Here is a 13687-nt window from a genome sequence, read left to right as displayed (position 1 = left end):
TTATTACTTATTATTTAGTTGCTTTTTTCTTGTTAGCAACAGTTTTTCTCTTACCTTTTCTAGTTCTAGAGTTGTTTTTAGTTCTTTGACCTCTCAATGGAAGTCCAGCTCTATGACGAATACCTCTTTGACATCCAATATCCATTAAACGTTTGATGTTTAATTGAACTTCTGAACGCAATTCACCTTCAATTTTGAAATAAGATACCGCATCACGAATTGCTCCGATCTCGTCATCATTCCAATCTTGAACTTTCTTGTCTTCGCTCACTTGAGCTTTAGCTAATATATCTTTAGCTCTGCTTCTACCAATACCAAATATGTATGTTAAAGCAATGATTCCTCTTTTTTGTTTAGGTATATCTACCCCTGCAATTCTTGCCATAATTATCCTTGTCTTTGTTTAAATCTAGGATTCTTTTTGTTAATAACGTATAATCTTCCTTTTCTACGTACAATAATGCACTCGGCACTTCTTTTTTTAACTGATGCTCTTACTTTCATTTTAATAGCTTTAGTATCTATAAGTAATTCTTGCTTTAGACAAATCATAAGGGCTCATTTCAAGTTTAACCTTGTCACCTGGCAACAACTTAATGTAATGCATACGCATTTTACCAGAGATATGAGCAATTACAATATGTCCGTTTTCTAACTCCACACGGAACATAGCATTTGACAATGCTTCAATAATTGTACCGTCTTGTTCTATTGCTGATTGTTTTGCCATAAAAATTAAGCTACTGCTTTTCTATTTTTACCACTTTTCATCAAACCGTCATAGTGTTTATTCAATAAATAAGAATTTATTTGCTGAATGGTGTCTATTGCAACTCCAACCATGATTAATAAAGAAGTACCACCATAAAAATAACCCCAAGCACCTTGAACTCCAAGTAAACTTACTGCAACAGCTGGGAACACAGCTACTAAAGCAAGAAATAACGATCCTGGAAAAGTAATTAGTGACATAATTTTATCTAGGTAATCTCCGGTTTCTACACCTGGCTTAACACCTGGTATAAAACCTCCGCTTCTTTTTAAATCATCTGCCATCTTGTTAGTTGGTACGGTAATTGCTGTGTAAAAGTACGTAAAAATTACAATTAACAAAGCAAAAACTATATTATATACTAAACCGAATGGATCGTTGAACATTCCTGCAATAGAAAGTGCAGTGTCTGATTCTTTAGCCAAACCAGAAACAGCAGCAGGAATAAACATAATAGCTTGTGCAAAAATGATCGGCATAACACCTGATGCATTTAACTTTAATGGGATAAACTGTCTGTTACCACCCATCATGTCTTCTTCAAAATCCCCAGAAACTGTACGTCTTGCATACTGTACTGGAATTTTTCTTACAGCCATTACTAATAAAATACATGCAATTATCACTAAAAACCAAAGAATTAATTCGATAACAATCATCATTACACCCCCGTTTGCTTGAGAAGTTCTAGATGAAAACTCTTGAATAAATGCTTGTGGCATTCTTGCAATAATACCTACCATTATCAATAAAGAAATACCATTACCAATACCTTTATCAGTAATTTTTTCTCCTAACCACATTGCAAAAATAGTTCCAGTAACTAAGATTAGAACTGAAGAGAAAATGAATGTAGGTCCAGTTAGCATAAATGCTTCTCCTGGTAAAGTTCTGTAAAGGTTATAAATATAACCAGGACCTTGAACTAAAGTAATTAAGATTGTTAACCATCTTGTAATTTGGTTAATTTTCTTTCTACCACTTTCACCATCTTTTTGTAATTTTTGTAAATATGGTACCGCAATTCCCATTAATTGAACTACGATAGAAGCTGATATGTATGGCATGATACCCAATGCAAATACAGAAGCTTGCGAAAACGCACCTCCTGTAAATACATTAATTAACCATCCAATACCTTCATCAGTTTGGTTTGTAAGATTTGTCAATTTAGTAGCATCAATACCCGGAAGGGTAACTTGAGCACCGAAACGGTACACTAATAATAATCCAAGAGTTAATAAAATTCTGTTTTTTAACTCTTCAATTTTCCAAACGTTGATGAACGAATCTATAAATTTCTTCATTTTACTAAAGGATTATAAAGTTACAGCTTCTCCACCAGCAGCCTCGATAGCCGCTTTTGCAGATGCGGTAAATTTGTGAGCACTTACTTTAAGTTTTGTTTTTAGCTCACCTCTTCCTAAAATCTTTACTAAGCTATTTTTTGTAGCCAAACGAGTATCTACAAATACAGTAAAATCTACTGCATCGGTAACTACACCGTTATCTACTAATAATTGTAACGAATCAAGATTGATACCTTGATATTCTACTCTATTAATGTTCTTGAAACCAAACTTAGGCACACGTCTTTGAAGTGGCATTTGACCACCTTCAAAACCAATTTTCTTAGAATAACCAGAACGAGACTTAGCTCCTTTGTGTCCACGTGCAGCGGTACCACCTTTACCAGAACCTTCTCCTCTACCTACTCTTTTATTTTGGTTGTGAACTGAACCTTCAGCTGGTTGTAAGTTACTTAAATTCATAACTGTATAGTGTTATTTAGTTTCTTCAACAGAAACTAAGTGTTTAACTTTATTTACCATTCCAAGGATAGCAGGATTTGCATCATGCTCAACAACCTGTCCCATTTTACGAAGACCTAAAGCTTCCAAAGTTCTCTTTTGATCAAGAGGACAATTGATTTTACTTCTTACTTGTTTTACTTTTAATTTTGCCATGATTTCCTGTTGATTAACCTTTGAATACTTTTTCTAAAGATACTCCTCTTTGTTTAGCTACCGTTAAAGCGCTTCTCATTTGTAATAAAGCATCAAAAGTTGCTTTAACTACGTTATGAGGGTTAGAAGAACCTTGTGATTTAGATAATACATCATGAATACCTACTGATTCTAATACGGCACGAACAGCACCACCAGCAATTACTCCAGTACCATGAGAAGCAGGCATTAAAAATACTCTTGCTCCACCAAATTTACCTTTTTGTTCATGAGGTACAGATTGACCATGTAATGGAATTCTCACTAGATTTTTCTTAGCATCTTCTACCGCTTTAGCAATAGCCTCAGAAACATCTTTAGATTTTCCTAATCCATGACCTACAACACCGTTCTCATCACCAACTACTACGATAGCAGAGAAACCAAATGCTCTACCTCCTTTAGTAACTTTAGTAACACGATTTACACTCACCAAACGATCTTTTAATTCAAGACCTCCTGGTTTTACAATCTCTACGTTTTTATAATTATGATACATAATTTCTTAGAATTTAAGTCCAGCTTCTCTAGCTCCTTCAGCTAATGATTTCACACGTCCATGGTATAAATACCCACCTCTATCAAAAGAGATTGTCGAAATACCTGCTTTAAGTGCTTTTTCAGCAACTAATTTACCAACTGCTTTTGCAGTTTCAACAGCAGTTCCTTGAGCAACTTCTTTATCTCTCGATGAAGCGGCAACTAAAGTTGTACCGTTTACGTCATCTATGATTTGCGCATAGATTTCTTTATTACTTCTGAATACAGAAAGTCTTGGTTGAGCAGCAGTTCCGCTTACAATCTTTCTGATTCTGAACTTAATTCTTTGTCTTCTTTCAGATTTCGTTAATGACATAGTCTTAATTTTTAAGCTGATTTACCTGCTTTTCTTCTTAGTTCTTCTCCTACAAACTTAACTCCTTTTCCTTTATATGGCTCAGGTTTGCGGAAACCTCTGATCTTCGCAGCTACTTGACCTAATAATTGTTTGTCGAATGATGATAATTTCACTATCGGATTTTTACCTTTTTCTGAAATTGTTTCTACAACAACTTCGCTTACAACGTCTAGAACGATGTTGTGAGAGAAACCTAACGCTAAATCAAGTTTTTGTCCTTGATTAGAAGCTCTGTATCCAACTCCAACTAATTCTAATTGTTTTGTAAAGCCTTCAGAAACACCAACAATCATATTGTTGATTAATGAACGATAAAGTCCGTGTTTCGCTCTCTCATCTTTATGATCTGATGAACGCTCAACGATAACTTGGTTATCTTCGATTTTAACGGTTACATCAGAAAATTCTTGAGTAAGCTCGCCTAATTTTCCTTTTACTGTAACTACAGCTTCTTTAACTTCTACAGTTACTCCTGCTGGAATTGCAATTGGATTTTTACCTATTCTTGACATTGTCTCGTCTTTTTATTAATATACGTAACAAATAACTTCGCCACCAACATTTAATTGCTTAGCTTGTTTTCCTGTCATCAAACCTTTTGATGTAGAAACAATAGCAATACCTAAACCATTTAAGATTCTAGGTAAGTCTGATGAACCTGCATATTTACGTAAACCTGGTTTACTAATTCTTTGGATATCTTTAATAACTGACTCTTTCGTGTCTTTATCATATTTAAGTGCAATTTTGATTGAACCTTGTACAGAGTTGTCTTCAAATTTGTAACTTAAGATATATCCTTGATCGAATAAAATCTTTGTGATTTCTTTTTTCATGTTAGATGCTGGAATTTCAACCACTTTATGGTTAGCTCTCACTGCATTTCTAACTCTCGTAAGATAATCGGCAATTGGATCTGTATACATATGTATAGAATTGCGGCTATGGTTTTCAATCCGCCCTCAGCGGATTGAACCTTTAACCAATTAAACTTTTTTATTGGATTGCAAAAGTAATAACTTTTTTTGAGATTACCAAGATGCTTTTTTAACACCTGGAATTAATCCTTGATTTGCCATTTCACGAAATGTAACACGAGAAATACCAAACTGACGCATATACCCTCTTGGTCTACCTGTTAATTTACAACGGTTGTGTACTCTAACTGGACAAGAATTTTTTGGTAATTTTTGTAATCCTTCGAAATCTCCAGCTTCTTTTAAAGCTTTTCTTTTCTCAGCATACTTTTCTACTAATGCAATTCTTTTCACCTCACGGGCTTTCATTGATTCTTTAGCCATGTCTTAATTCTTTTTAAAAGGTAAACCTAGTTCTGCTAATAATGCTTTTGCTTCTTTATCTGTTTCTGCAGATGTTACGAAAGTAATATCAAAACCTGAAATTTTATTTACTTTATCAATGTCAATTTCTGGGAAAATGATTTGCTCAAGTACTCCAAGGTTATAATTTCCTCTACCGTCGAAACCTGTAGATTTAATACCACTAAAATCTCTAACACGTGGTAAAGATGAAGTAATCAATCTATCTAAGAATTCATACATTTTTTCTCCACGTAAAGTTACTTTAGCTCCAATTGGCATACCTTTTCTTAATTTAAAAGACGCAACGTCTTTCTTAGAAATAGTAGCAACCGCTTTTTGCCCAGTAATTTTTGTCATTTCTTCAACAGCGTAATCTACTAATTTCTTATCCGATACAGCTGCACCAACACCACGGCTTACAACAATTTTTTCAAGTTTAGGAACTTGCATAACATTTTTGTAACCGAATTCTTCTGTAAGAGCTGCAATTACTCTGCTCTTATATTCTTCTTTTAGTCTAGGAATATATGCCATAACTATAATACTTGATTAGATTTTTTTGAAAATCTCACTTTCTTGTCTCCTTCTTCTTTGAAACCAACTTTAGTTGTTTCTTTTGACTTTGGGTCAATTAAAGACAAGTTAGACACATGAATAGGAGCTTCTTTTTTAACGATTCCTCCCTGAGGGTTTTTAGCACTTGGTTTAGTATGTTTCGAAACCATGTTAACTCCTTCAACAATCGCTTTGTTTTTCTCACGAAGAACACGTACGATTTTACCTTCAGAACCTTTATGGTCTCCAGCAATAACTCTTACGATATCTCCTGATTTTATTTTTAGCTTTATCATTTGTATAAGAATTAAAGCACTTCTGGTGCTAATGATACAATTTTCATGAATTGTTTTTCACGAAGTTCTCTGGCAACTGGACCAAAAACACGAGTTCCTCTCATTTCACCTGCAGCGTTTAACAATACACATGCGTTATCGTCAAAACGGATATAAGATCCATCAGCTCTTCTCACTTCTTTTTTGGTACGTACAACTACTGCAGTTGATACCGCTCCTTTTTTAACGTTTCCGTTTGGAGTTGCATCTTTAATTGAAACTACAATTTTGTCACCAACAGAGGCATAACGACGTTTCGTTCCTCCTAAAACACGGATCGTAAGAACTTCTTTCGCTCCTGTGTTATCTGCTACTTTTAATCTTGACTCTTGTTGTACCATAATTACTTAGCTCTTTCAATGATTTCAACTAATCTCCAACATTTTGATTTAGATAAAGGTCTTGTTTCCATGATCTTTACTGTATCTCCAATGTTACAATCGTTTGTTTCGTCGTGTGCAACATATTTTTTAGTTTTTAACACGAACTTACCGTATAATGGGTGTTTCACTTTTGTAGTTTGTGACACAACAATAGATTTCTCCATTTTGTTTGAAGTCACCACACCAATTCTCTCTTTTCTTAAATTTCTTTTTTCCATCTTTCAGCTAGTCTACAATTATTGTAACTCTCTTTTAGTTAACTCTGTATGTAATCTCGCAACTGATCTTCTTAAACCTCTTAATTGAAGAGGATTTTGGATTGGCGAAATTGCATGAGCATTTTTTAGGTCGGTATACGTTTTCTTTAACTGACTAAGTTGTTCTTGTAACTCAGCTGCAGATAGATTTTTAATTTCTGATTGTTTCATAATAAATTTTGATTATGCTTCGAAATCTCTAGCAACGATAAACTTAGTTTTAACAGGAAGTTTTTGAGCTGCTAAGCGTAAAGCTTCTTTTGCAACTGATAGAGGAACTCCTCCAACTTCAAACATAATTTTACCAGGTTTAACAACTGCAGCCCAATACTCAACTGCACCTTTACCTTTACCCATACGTACTTCTAATGGTTTCTTTGTAATAGGTTTATCTGGAAATATTTTGATCCATAATTGACCTTCTCTTTTCATGAAACGTGTTGCTGCGATACGAGCTGCTTCAATTTGACGAGAAGTAATAAATGAAGAATCTAAAGATTTGATACCAAACATTCCATTTGAAAGCTCGTGTCCTCTTTGAGAAACGCCTTTCATTCTACCTTTCTGTACCTTACGGTATTTTGTTCTTTTAGGCTGTAACATTTTTCTTTAGTTTAAATAATTACTTTCTTTTGCGTGCGTTTGGCTTATTTCCATCTCTTTTTGGAGCAGAAGATCCTGAAGGTTTAGACTTTTGTTTGTCCATTCCTACTAACGGAGAAAGATCTCTTTTTCCATAAACCTCACCTTTCATTATCCATACTTTGATTCCCATTCTACCATAAGTAGTATGTGCTTCAGCTAATGAATAATCAATATCAGCTCTGAAAGTTGACAAAGGAATTCTACCTTCTTTAAAGTTTTCTGAACGTGCCATTTCAGCACCATTCAAACGACCAGAAATTTGAACTTTAATACCTTCTGCGTTCATACGCATAGCAGCAGCAATAGCCATTTTAATTGCACGTCTGTATGAAATTCTACTTTCAATTTGACGAGCAATACTTGTTCCTACTAAATAAGCATCAAGTTCAGGTCTTTTAATTTCAAAGATGTTGATTTGAACCTCTTTGTCAGTAATTTTCTTAAGTTCTTCTTTTAACTTGTCTACCTCTTGACCACCTTTTCCGATAATGATACCAGGTCTAGCAGTAGTGATAGTAACGGTTACAAGTTTTAAAGTTCTTTCGATAATTATTTTTGATACACTAGCTTTAGATAAACGAGCATGGATATACTTTCTGATTTTATAATCTTCAGCGATTTTATCACCGTAATCATTTCCACCATACCAGTTTGAATCCCATCCTCTGATGATTCCAAGTCTATTTCCTATTGGATTTGTCTTTTGTCCCATCTTAATTAATTGCTTTGTGTGTTATCATTTGATCCTAACACGATTGTTACGTGATTAGAACGCTTTCTAATTCTGTGTGCACGACCTTGTGGAGCTGGACGAAGTCTTTTTAACATCATTCCACCATCTACTGTAATCGTTTTTACAAATAAGCCTGCTTCTTCTAAATTAGCATCCTCGTTTTTCTGAACATAATTATTTATGGCAGATAACAACAATTTTTCTAATTTTCTTGAAGCTTCTTTTTGACTAAATCTTAATATATTAAGAGCTAATTCTACTTTCTGACCTCTAACTAAATCTGCTACTAAACGCATTTTTCTAGGTGAAGTTGGACAGTTATTTAATTTAGCAAAAGCAACATGTTTTTTTGCCTCTTTAGTCTGCTCTGCTCTTTCTCTTTTACGAACTCCCATAGCTTCCTATTATTTTTTACCTTTATTTTTAGCCCCAGCATGACCTCTAAAAGATCTTGTTGGTGAAAACTCTCCTAATTTGTGTCCTACCATGTTTTCTGTAACGTAAACTGGTACAAACTGACGACCATTGTGAACTGCGATTGTCTGTCCAACGAAATCTGGAGTAATCATTGATGCTCTAGACCAAGTCTTAACAACACCTTTATTACCACCTGCGATATTTTCTTGAACTTTCTTCTCTAATTTATAGTGAACAAATGGTCCTTTTTTTAATGAACGTGCCATGTCTATCTAATTATTTCTTTCTACGTTCTACAATATACTTATTACTCGGGTTAACTTTAGAACGAGTTCTATAACCTTTAGCAGGTAAACCTTTTCTAGAACGTGGATGACCTCCAGATGAACGTCCTTCACCACCTCCCATAGGGTGATCTACTGGGTTCATTGCTACTGGTCTTGTTCTTGGTCTTCTACCTAACCATCTTGATCTACCAGCTTTACCTGATACGATTAATTGGTGGTCTGAATTAGAAACTGCTCCAATTGTTGCTGAACAAGTTAACAAGATTAATCTTGTTTCACCTGATGGCATTTTAATTGTAGCATATTTTCCATCTCTTGCCATCAATTGAGCAAAAGTTCCTGCAGAACGAGCGATAACAGCTCCTTGACCTGGTCTTAATTCGATACACGAAATAACAGTTCCTAGAGGAATCTTACTTAAAGGCATTGCATTTCCAATTTCTGGAGACGCATCAACACCTGAAACTACAGTTTGTCCAACTTGTAATCCATTTTGTGCAATGATGTAAGTTTTAGCTCCATCAGCATAATACAATAATGAAATAAAAGCTGAACGATTTGGATCGTACTCGATTGTTTTAACTGTAGCTGGAATCCCATCTTTAGTTCTTTTAAAATCGATAATACGATACTTTTGTTTGTGACCACCGCCTGTGTAACGCATGGTCATTTTTCCTTGACTATTTCTACCTCCAGAGTTTTTTTTCGGTGCGATCAATGAACGCTCCGGCTTATCAGTTGTAATAGTGTCAAAGCTATTAACAACTCTAAATCGCTGACCCGGGGTAATAGGTTTTAATTTTCTAACTGACATTTTCTATTAGATATTAGTATAAAAATCTATTGTTTCTCCCTCTTGAACTTGTACAATTGCTTTTTTGTAAGCATTTGTTTTCCCACTGATTAAACCACTTTTAGTATATTTAACACTTCTATCAGCTCTATAGTTCATTGTATTAACGTTAACTACATTCACACCAAAAGCAGCTTCAATAGCATTTTTGATTTGAATTTTGTTAGCAGTTTTAACAACTACAAAACCAAAACGGTTAAAAATTTCACCATCTTTAGTTATTTTCTCAGTTATAATAGGCTTAATTATGATACTCATAATCTTATTATTTACTTAAATTAGCTTCAATTACATCTACAGAACCTTCTAAAAGAACTAGACTTTTTGCGTTTAAAATCGCATAAGTACTTAATTCTGAAGTGGTTACAACGTTAGACGTTTTTAAATTTCGTGACGACAAATATACATTTTTATTTGTATCACCCAACACAAATAAAGATTTTTTATTCTCTAACCCTAAAGATTTCAATACGTTAATGAAATTTTTAGTGTTTGGTGTATCAAATGTAAAATCTTCAACTACCACTAAATTTGACTCTTTTACTTTCAAAGAAAAAGCTGATTTACGAGCTAATCTTTTTAAGTTTTTGTTCAATTTGAATGAATAGCTTCTTGGTCTTGGTCCAAAAACTGTACCTCCACCTTTAAACAATGGATTTTTAGCAGATCCTGCACGAGCAGTACCTGTTCCTTTTTGTTTTTTAATTTTACGAGTACTTCCTGCAACTTCAGCTCTTTCTTTAGCTTTGTGGTTCCCTTGTCTTTGATTCGCCAAATATTGCTTTACATCTAAATATACAGCATGTTTGTTTGGCTCGATTGCGAAAACTGAATCAGAAAGTTGAACTTTTCTTCCAGTTTCTTTTCCGTTGATATCTAAAACTTTTACTTCCATTACTTCTGAATGATTACATAAGAGTTTTTGTGACCTGGTACACAACCTTTTATTACTAAAAGATTTTTCTCACCAACCACTTTTAAAACTCTAAGGTTTTGTACTGTTACATTATCTCCTCCCATTCTTCCAGCCATACGCATTCCTTTGAATACTCTAGATGGATAAGATGAAGCTCCTACAGAACCAGGCGCTCTTAAACGGTTATGTTGACCATGTGTTGCTTGTCCAACACCGCCAAAACCATGACGTTTAACAACTCCTTGAAATCCTCTACCTTTAGAAACTCCTACAACATCAACAAATTCACCTTCGGCGAATAAGTCAACAGCGATTACATCGCCTAATTTGTACTCCTGATCAAAACCTTTGAATTCAACGACTTTCTTCTTCGCAGCTGTTCCCGCTTTCTTAAAGTGACCTAACTCAGCTTTAATAGAACGTTTTTCAGCTTTGTCATCGAAACCTAACTGAATAGCAGAATATCCATCTACTTCATTGGTTCTGACTTGGGTAACAACGCATGGACCACACTCGATTACAGTACAAGGAATATTTTTCCCGTTCTCATCAAAGATGCTAGTCATGCCAATTTTTCTTCCGATTAACCCAGACATATTAAACTAATTATTAATTAAACTCTTATTTATAATACAAATAGTATTTGCACACTACTCATTTTGAGGGTGCAAATATATAAATTATTTTTTAATTATCGCAAAAATAAATAGTTAAGTAAAAAAACCTTATAAAAAGATATTTTCACCTTCTAAAAATGATAAGAAAAAAACCGTAATGCTTGAAACATTAACGGTTTTTTCTATTATTGCGATTTTACAATCTAAATCAATTATACTTTGATTTCTACTTCAACTCCGCTTGGTAACTCTAATTTCATTAAAGCATCGATTGTTTTTGAAGAAGAACTATAGATATCTAATAGTCTCTTGTATGAACTTAATTCGAACTGCTCTCTTGATTTTTTGTTAACGTGTGGAGAACGTAATACAGTAAAAATCTTTTTGTGAGTTGGTAATGGAATTGGACCCGTCACTACTGCACCTGTACTTTTTACAGTTTTTACAATCTTCTCTGCTGATTTATCAACCAACATGTGATCGTAAGATTTTAATTTTATTCTGATTTTTTGACTCATTTTCTTAAAAATTAAGCGTTACCTTTTGCTTTTTTGATTACAGCTTCTGAAATATTAGAAGGTGTTTCTGCATAATGTGAAAACTCCATTGTTGATGTAGCTCTACCTGATGATAATGTTCTTAATGTAGTTACATAACCAAACATTTCTGATAAAGGCACATCTGCTTTGATAGTTTTAGCACCATTTCTATCACCCATGTCATTTACTTGACCTCTACGACGGTTCAAGTCACCAACGATATCACCCATATTTTCTTCTGGAGTAATAACTTCAATTTTCATGATTGGCTCAAGAATAACTGCACCAGCAGCACGACCTACTTCTTTATATCCCATTTTAGCTGCTAATTCAAAAGAAAGAGCATCAGAATCCACAGGGTGGAAAGATCCGTCTAATAAAGTTACTTTTAAACTATCTACTGCATATCCTGCTAGAGGACCTGCTTTCATAGCTTCCCTGAAACCTTTTTCAACAGCTGGAATATATTCTTTTGGTACGTTACCACCTTTAACTTCATTAACAAACTGTAATCCCATAGGAGCTTTACCGTCTACTAAATCAGCAGGTTCTAAACGGAATACGATATCACCAAATTTACCACGACCTCCAGATTGCTTTTTGTAAGTTTCTCTGTGTTGTGCTGATTTTGTGAACGCTTCTTTATATTCTACTTGTGGCTCACCTTGGTTAACCTCAACTTTAAACTCACGTTTCATACGATCCACAAGGATGTCTAAGTGTAACTCACCCATACCTGAAATAATCGTTTGACCTGAAGCCTCATCAGTTCTAACTGTAAATGTTGGATCTTCTTCAGCTAATTTAGCTAAAGCCATACCCATTTTATCTACGTCAGCTTTTGTTTTTGGCTCAATTGCGATACCAATTACAGGATCAGGGAATTTCATTGACTCAAGGATAATTGGGTGTTTTTCATCACACATTGTATCTCCAGTCTTGATATCTTTAAATCCTACAGCAGCTCCAATATCTCCAGCCTCAATATATTCGATTGGATTTTGTTTGTTAGCGTGCATTTGGTAAATACGAGATATACGCTCTTTGTTTCCTGAACGTGTATTCAAAATATAAGAACCTGCATCTAAACGACCTGAATAAGCACGGAAGAAAGCTAAACGTCCAACATAAGGGTCAGTAGCAATTTTAAATGCTAAAGCTGCAAACGGCTCTTTTGGATCAGGACGACGTAAAATTTTCTTTTGATCTTCTTCTAATAAGTCAGCATCATCAGGGTGAATTCCTTCGATACCTTCTTTATCCATTGGAGATGGTAAGTATTTACATACTGCATCTAACATGAACTGAACACCTTTATTTTTGAAAGAAGAACCAGCAATCATAGGAATGATAGCCATGTCAATTGTAGCAGCTCTTAAAGCTGTATTGATTTCTTCCTCAGTAATAGAGTTTTCATCTTCCATGTATTTCTCCAACAAGTTTTCGTCGTAAGTAGCAATCTCTTCAATTAAAATTGAACGATACTCTTTTACTTCGTCAACCATATCAGCTGGAATAGGCACGATATCAAAAGTTGCCCCTTGTGTTTCGTCATGCCAAATAATAGCTTGGTTTTTTACTAAGTCAACAACTCCTTTAAAGTCATTTTCTTCACCAATTGGTAAAGTAATTGCAACAGCGTTAGATTTTAACATATCTCTAACTTGTTGACAAACATTTAAGAAGTTAGAACCTTGACGGTCCATTTTGTTTACGAATCCCATACGTGGAACTCTGTATTGGTCAGCTAATCTCCAGTTAGTTTCAGATTGAGGCTCAACACCATCAACCGCACTAAATAAGAATACTAAACCATCTAATACACGTAACGAACGGTTTACCTCAACTGTAAAGTCAACGTGTCCCGGTGTATCGATAATATTAAAGTGGTATGGTAATGTCTCTGGCAATACTTTTCCTTGCTCTGTTGGGAAATTCCATTCACAAGTTGTAGCAGCTGAAGTAATTGTAATACCTCTTTCTTGCTCTTGTGCCATCCAGTCCATTGTTGCAGCACCATCATGTACTTCACCAATTTTGTGTGATTTTCCTGTATAGAATAAGATACGCTCAGTTGTTGTTGTTTTACCAGCATCAATGTGAGCAGCAATTCCAATATTTCTTGTATATTTTAAATCTCTAGCCATTTCTG

Annotated in this window: 26 protein-coding genes; all 26 read right to left on the bottom strand. The window is 34.6% G+C overall.

All coding sequences use genetic code 11. The features are described from left to right. Nucleotides 1-10: 10 nt before the first annotated feature. The gene (rpsM, locus tag RSE15_RS10775; protein WP_264368713.1) at nt 11-385 is read right to left on the bottom strand and encodes a 30S ribosomal protein S13; all 375 of its coding nucleotides are present in this window, start codon (nt 383-385) and stop codon (nt 11-13) included. A gap of 2 nt (nt 386-387) precedes the next feature. Then, the gene (ykgO, locus tag RSE15_RS10770; RefSeq protein ID WP_002987490.1) at nt 388-504 is read right to left on the bottom strand and encodes a type B 50S ribosomal protein L36; all 117 of its coding nucleotides are present in this window, start codon (nt 502-504) and stop codon (nt 388-390) included. 10 nt (nt 505-514) lie between these two features. Then, entirely contained in the window at nt 515-730 is a 216-nt protein-coding gene (gene infA / locus RSE15_RS10765) for a translation initiation factor IF-1 (protein WP_008254466.1), read from the bottom strand. A 5-nt stretch (nt 731-735) separates the two neighbouring features. Continuing rightward, complete coding sequence (gene secY, locus RSE15_RS10760) at nt 736-2079, bottom strand: preprotein translocase subunit SecY (protein ID WP_111566952.1); 1344 nt, start codon at nt 2077-2079, stop codon at nt 736-738. Between the two features lie 12 nt (nt 2080-2091). Beyond that, nucleotides 2092-2544, bottom strand: a complete 453-nt coding sequence (rplO, locus tag RSE15_RS10755; RefSeq protein WP_008254468.1) for a 50S ribosomal protein L15 — start codon at nt 2542-2544, stop codon at nt 2092-2094. 12 nt (nt 2545-2556) lie between these two features. Then, a complete protein-coding gene (gene rpmD, locus RSE15_RS10750; RefSeq protein WP_111566953.1) occupies nt 2557-2739 on the bottom strand; it encodes a 50S ribosomal protein L30 in 183 nt (60 codons plus the stop codon). Between the two features lie 13 nt (nt 2740-2752). Then, complete coding sequence (rpsE, locus tag RSE15_RS10745; protein ID WP_008254470.1) at nt 2753-3277, bottom strand: 30S ribosomal protein S5; 525 nt, start codon at nt 3275-3277, stop codon at nt 2753-2755. A 6-nt stretch (nt 3278-3283) separates the two neighbouring features. Continuing rightward, entirely contained in the window at nt 3284-3634 is a 351-nt protein-coding gene (gene rplR, locus RSE15_RS10740; protein WP_026725631.1) for a 50S ribosomal protein L18, read from the bottom strand. 11 nt (nt 3635-3645) lie between these two features. Continuing rightward, entirely contained in the window at nt 3646-4188 is a 543-nt protein-coding gene (gene rplF, locus RSE15_RS10735; RefSeq protein ID WP_324068467.1) for a 50S ribosomal protein L6, read from the bottom strand. Between the two features lie 15 nt (nt 4189-4203). Next, complete coding sequence (rpsH, locus tag RSE15_RS10730) at nt 4204-4602, bottom strand: 30S ribosomal protein S8 (protein ID WP_133609608.1); 399 nt, start codon at nt 4600-4602, stop codon at nt 4204-4206. A gap of 105 nt (nt 4603-4707) precedes the next feature. Continuing rightward, nucleotides 4708-4977, bottom strand: coding sequence for a 30S ribosomal protein S14 (gene rpsN / locus RSE15_RS10725; RefSeq protein WP_014387709.1), 270 nt, complete (start codon nt 4975-4977; stop codon nt 4708-4710). 3 nt (nt 4978-4980) lie between these two features. Continuing rightward, nucleotides 4981-5532 (bottom strand): 50S ribosomal protein L5, encoded by a 552-nt coding sequence (gene rplE / locus RSE15_RS10720; protein ID WP_324068465.1) that lies wholly within the window; start codon nt 5530-5532, stop codon nt 4981-4983. Nucleotides 5533-5534: 2 nt separating this feature from the next. Next, nucleotides 5535-5849 (bottom strand): 50S ribosomal protein L24, encoded by a 315-nt coding sequence (gene rplX / locus RSE15_RS10715; RefSeq protein ID WP_324068463.1) that lies wholly within the window; start codon nt 5847-5849, stop codon nt 5535-5537. 11 nt (nt 5850-5860) lie between these two features. Further along, nucleotides 5861-6229, bottom strand: coding sequence for a 50S ribosomal protein L14 (gene rplN / locus RSE15_RS10710; protein ID WP_007803649.1), 369 nt, complete (start codon nt 6227-6229; stop codon nt 5861-5863). Between the two features lie 2 nt (nt 6230-6231). After that, the gene (gene rpsQ, locus RSE15_RS10705; protein ID WP_008254481.1) at nt 6232-6489 is read right to left on the bottom strand and encodes a 30S ribosomal protein S17; all 258 of its coding nucleotides are present in this window, start codon (nt 6487-6489) and stop codon (nt 6232-6234) included. A gap of 18 nt (nt 6490-6507) precedes the next feature. Then, entirely contained in the window at nt 6508-6699 is a 192-nt protein-coding gene (gene rpmC, locus RSE15_RS10700) for a 50S ribosomal protein L29 (protein ID WP_008254482.1), read from the bottom strand. 12 nt (nt 6700-6711) lie between these two features. Next, the gene (gene rplP / locus RSE15_RS10695; protein WP_008254483.1) at nt 6712-7131 is read right to left on the bottom strand and encodes a 50S ribosomal protein L16; all 420 of its coding nucleotides are present in this window, start codon (nt 7129-7131) and stop codon (nt 6712-6714) included. A 19-nt stretch (nt 7132-7150) separates the two neighbouring features. Further along, a complete protein-coding gene (gene rpsC / locus RSE15_RS10690) occupies nt 7151-7885 on the bottom strand; it encodes a 30S ribosomal protein S3 (RefSeq protein ID WP_264368715.1) in 735 nt (244 codons plus the stop codon). Between the two features lie 5 nt (nt 7886-7890). After that, the gene (gene rplV / locus RSE15_RS10685) at nt 7891-8301 is read right to left on the bottom strand and encodes a 50S ribosomal protein L22 (protein ID WP_324068405.1); all 411 of its coding nucleotides are present in this window, start codon (nt 8299-8301) and stop codon (nt 7891-7893) included. Between the two features lie 9 nt (nt 8302-8310). Beyond that, nucleotides 8311-8589 (bottom strand): 30S ribosomal protein S19, encoded by a 279-nt coding sequence (rpsS, locus tag RSE15_RS10680; RefSeq protein WP_073583326.1) that lies wholly within the window; start codon nt 8587-8589, stop codon nt 8311-8313. Between the two features lie 10 nt (nt 8590-8599). Next, nucleotides 8600-9424 carry a 50S ribosomal protein L2 gene (gene rplB, locus RSE15_RS10675; RefSeq protein ID WP_264548177.1) on the bottom strand — a complete coding sequence of 275 codons (825 nt, stop codon included), beginning with the start codon at nt 9422-9424 and terminating at the stop codon, nt 8600-8602. A gap of 6 nt (nt 9425-9430) precedes the next feature. Then, nucleotides 9431-9721, bottom strand: coding sequence for a 50S ribosomal protein L23 (rplW, locus tag RSE15_RS10670; RefSeq protein WP_324068400.1), 291 nt, complete (start codon nt 9719-9721; stop codon nt 9431-9433). A gap of 7 nt (nt 9722-9728) precedes the next feature. Next, nucleotides 9729-10358 carry a 50S ribosomal protein L4 gene (rplD, locus tag RSE15_RS10665; protein WP_324068397.1) on the bottom strand — a complete coding sequence of 210 codons (630 nt, stop codon included), beginning with the start codon at nt 10356-10358 and terminating at the stop codon, nt 9729-9731. Then, a complete protein-coding gene (rplC, locus tag RSE15_RS10660) occupies nt 10358-10975 on the bottom strand; it encodes a 50S ribosomal protein L3 (protein ID WP_324068395.1) in 618 nt (205 codons plus the stop codon). Before rplC ends, rplD begins: the two co-directional genes overlap by 1 nt. Before the next feature lie 233 nt (nt 10976-11208). Continuing rightward, nucleotides 11209-11514: a 30S ribosomal protein S10 gene (gene rpsJ / locus RSE15_RS10655; protein ID WP_008254495.1), complete on the bottom strand. Its 306-nt coding sequence runs from the start codon at nt 11512-11514 to the stop codon at nt 11209-11211. An 11-nt stretch (nt 11515-11525) separates the two neighbouring features. Further along, on the bottom strand, nt 11526-13682 hold the full coding sequence (fusA, locus tag RSE15_RS10650; RefSeq protein ID WP_008254497.1) for an elongation factor G: 2157 nt from the start codon (nt 13680-13682) through the stop codon (nt 11526-11528). Nucleotides 13683-13687 lie beyond the last annotated feature (5 nt).

The sequence above is a fragment of the Flavobacterium sp. genome (assembly GCF_035195345.1).
Lineage (GTDB): Bacteria > Bacteroidota > Bacteroidia > Flavobacteriales > Flavobacteriaceae > Flavobacterium.
This window is presented reverse-complemented; position numbering and strand designations above follow the sequence as displayed.

What these genes read in the sequence shown, in the direction of transcription:
- rpsM (WP_264368713.1), bottom strand. Translation starts at nt 385, where the DNA reads ATGGCAAGAATTGCAGGGGTAGATATACCTAAACAAAAAAGAGGAATC.
- rpsQ (WP_008254481.1), bottom strand. Translation starts at nt 6,489, where the DNA reads ATGGAAAAAAGAAATTTAAGAAAAGAGAGAATTGGTGTGGTGACTTCA.
- rpsH (WP_133609608.1), bottom strand. Translation starts at nt 4,602, where the DNA reads ATGTATACAGATCCAATTGCCGATTATCTTACGAGAGTTAGAAATGCA.
- rplW (WP_324068400.1), bottom strand. Translation starts at nt 9,721, where the DNA reads ATGAGTATCATAATTAAGCCTATTATAACTGAGAAAATAACTAAAGAT.
- rplE (WP_324068465.1), bottom strand. Translation starts at nt 5,532, where the DNA reads ATGGCATATATTCCTAGACTAAAAGAAGAATATAAGAGCAGAGTAATT.
- rplX (WP_324068463.1), bottom strand. Translation starts at nt 5,849, where the DNA reads ATGATAAAGCTAAAAATAAAATCAGGAGATATCGTAAGAGTTATTGCT.
- ykgO (WP_002987490.1), bottom strand. Translation starts at nt 504, where the DNA reads ATGAAAGTAAGAGCATCAGTTAAAAAAAGAAGTGCCGAGTGCATTATT.
- rplV (WP_324068405.1), bottom strand. Translation starts at nt 8,301, where the DNA reads ATGGGAGTTCGTAAAAGAGAAAGAGCAGAGCAGACTAAAGAGGCAAAA.
- infA (WP_008254466.1), bottom strand. Translation starts at nt 730, where the DNA reads ATGGCAAAACAATCAGCAATAGAACAAGACGGTACAATTATTGAAGCA.
- rpmC (WP_008254482.1), bottom strand. Translation starts at nt 6,699, where the DNA reads ATGAAACAATCAGAAATTAAAAATCTATCTGCAGCTGAGTTACAAGAA.
- rplP (WP_008254483.1), bottom strand. Translation starts at nt 7,131, where the DNA reads ATGTTACAGCCTAAAAGAACAAAATACCGTAAGGTACAGAAAGGTAGA.
- fusA (WP_008254497.1), bottom strand. Translation starts at nt 13,682, where the DNA reads ATGGCTAGAGATTTAAAATATACAAGAAATATTGGAATTGCTGCTCAC.
- rplD (WP_324068397.1), bottom strand. Translation starts at nt 10,358, where the DNA reads ATGGAAGTAAAAGTTTTAGATATCAACGGAAAAGAAACTGGAAGAAAA.
- rplR (WP_026725631.1), bottom strand. Translation starts at nt 3,634, where the DNA reads ATGTCATTAACGAAATCTGAAAGAAGACAAAGAATTAAGTTCAGAATC.
- rplN (WP_007803649.1), bottom strand. Translation starts at nt 6,229, where the DNA reads ATGGTACAACAAGAGTCAAGATTAAAAGTAGCAGATAACACAGGAGCG.
- rpmD (WP_111566953.1), bottom strand. Translation starts at nt 2,739, where the DNA reads ATGGCAAAATTAAAAGTAAAACAAGTAAGAAGTAAAATCAATTGTCCT.
- rpsS (WP_073583326.1), bottom strand. Translation starts at nt 8,589, where the DNA reads ATGGCACGTTCATTAAAAAAAGGACCATTTGTTCACTATAAATTAGAG.
- secY (WP_111566952.1), bottom strand. Translation starts at nt 2,079, where the DNA reads ATGAAGAAATTTATAGATTCGTTCATCAACGTTTGGAAAATTGAAGAG.
- rplC (WP_324068395.1), bottom strand. Translation starts at nt 10,975, where the DNA reads ATGTCTGGGTTAATCGGAAGAAAAATTGGCATGACTAGCATCTTTGAT.
- rplB (WP_264548177.1), bottom strand. Translation starts at nt 9,424, where the DNA reads ATGTCAGTTAGAAAATTAAAACCTATTACCCCGGGTCAGCGATTTAGA.
- rplF (WP_324068467.1), bottom strand. Translation starts at nt 4,188, where the DNA reads ATGTCAAGAATAGGTAAAAATCCAATTGCAATTCCAGCAGGAGTAACT.
- rpsJ (WP_008254495.1), bottom strand. Translation starts at nt 11,514, where the DNA reads ATGAGTCAAAAAATCAGAATAAAATTAAAATCTTACGATCACATGTTG.
- rplO (WP_008254468.1), bottom strand. Translation starts at nt 2,544, where the DNA reads ATGAATTTAAGTAACTTACAACCAGCTGAAGGTTCAGTTCACAACCAA.
- rpsE (WP_008254470.1), bottom strand. Translation starts at nt 3,277, where the DNA reads ATGTATCATAATTATAAAAACGTAGAGATTGTAAAACCAGGAGGTCTT.
- rpsC (WP_264368715.1), bottom strand. Translation starts at nt 7,885, where the DNA reads ATGGGACAAAAGACAAATCCAATAGGAAATAGACTTGGAATCATCAGA.
- rpsN (WP_014387709.1), bottom strand. Translation starts at nt 4,977, where the DNA reads ATGGCTAAAGAATCAATGAAAGCCCGTGAGGTGAAAAGAATTGCATTA.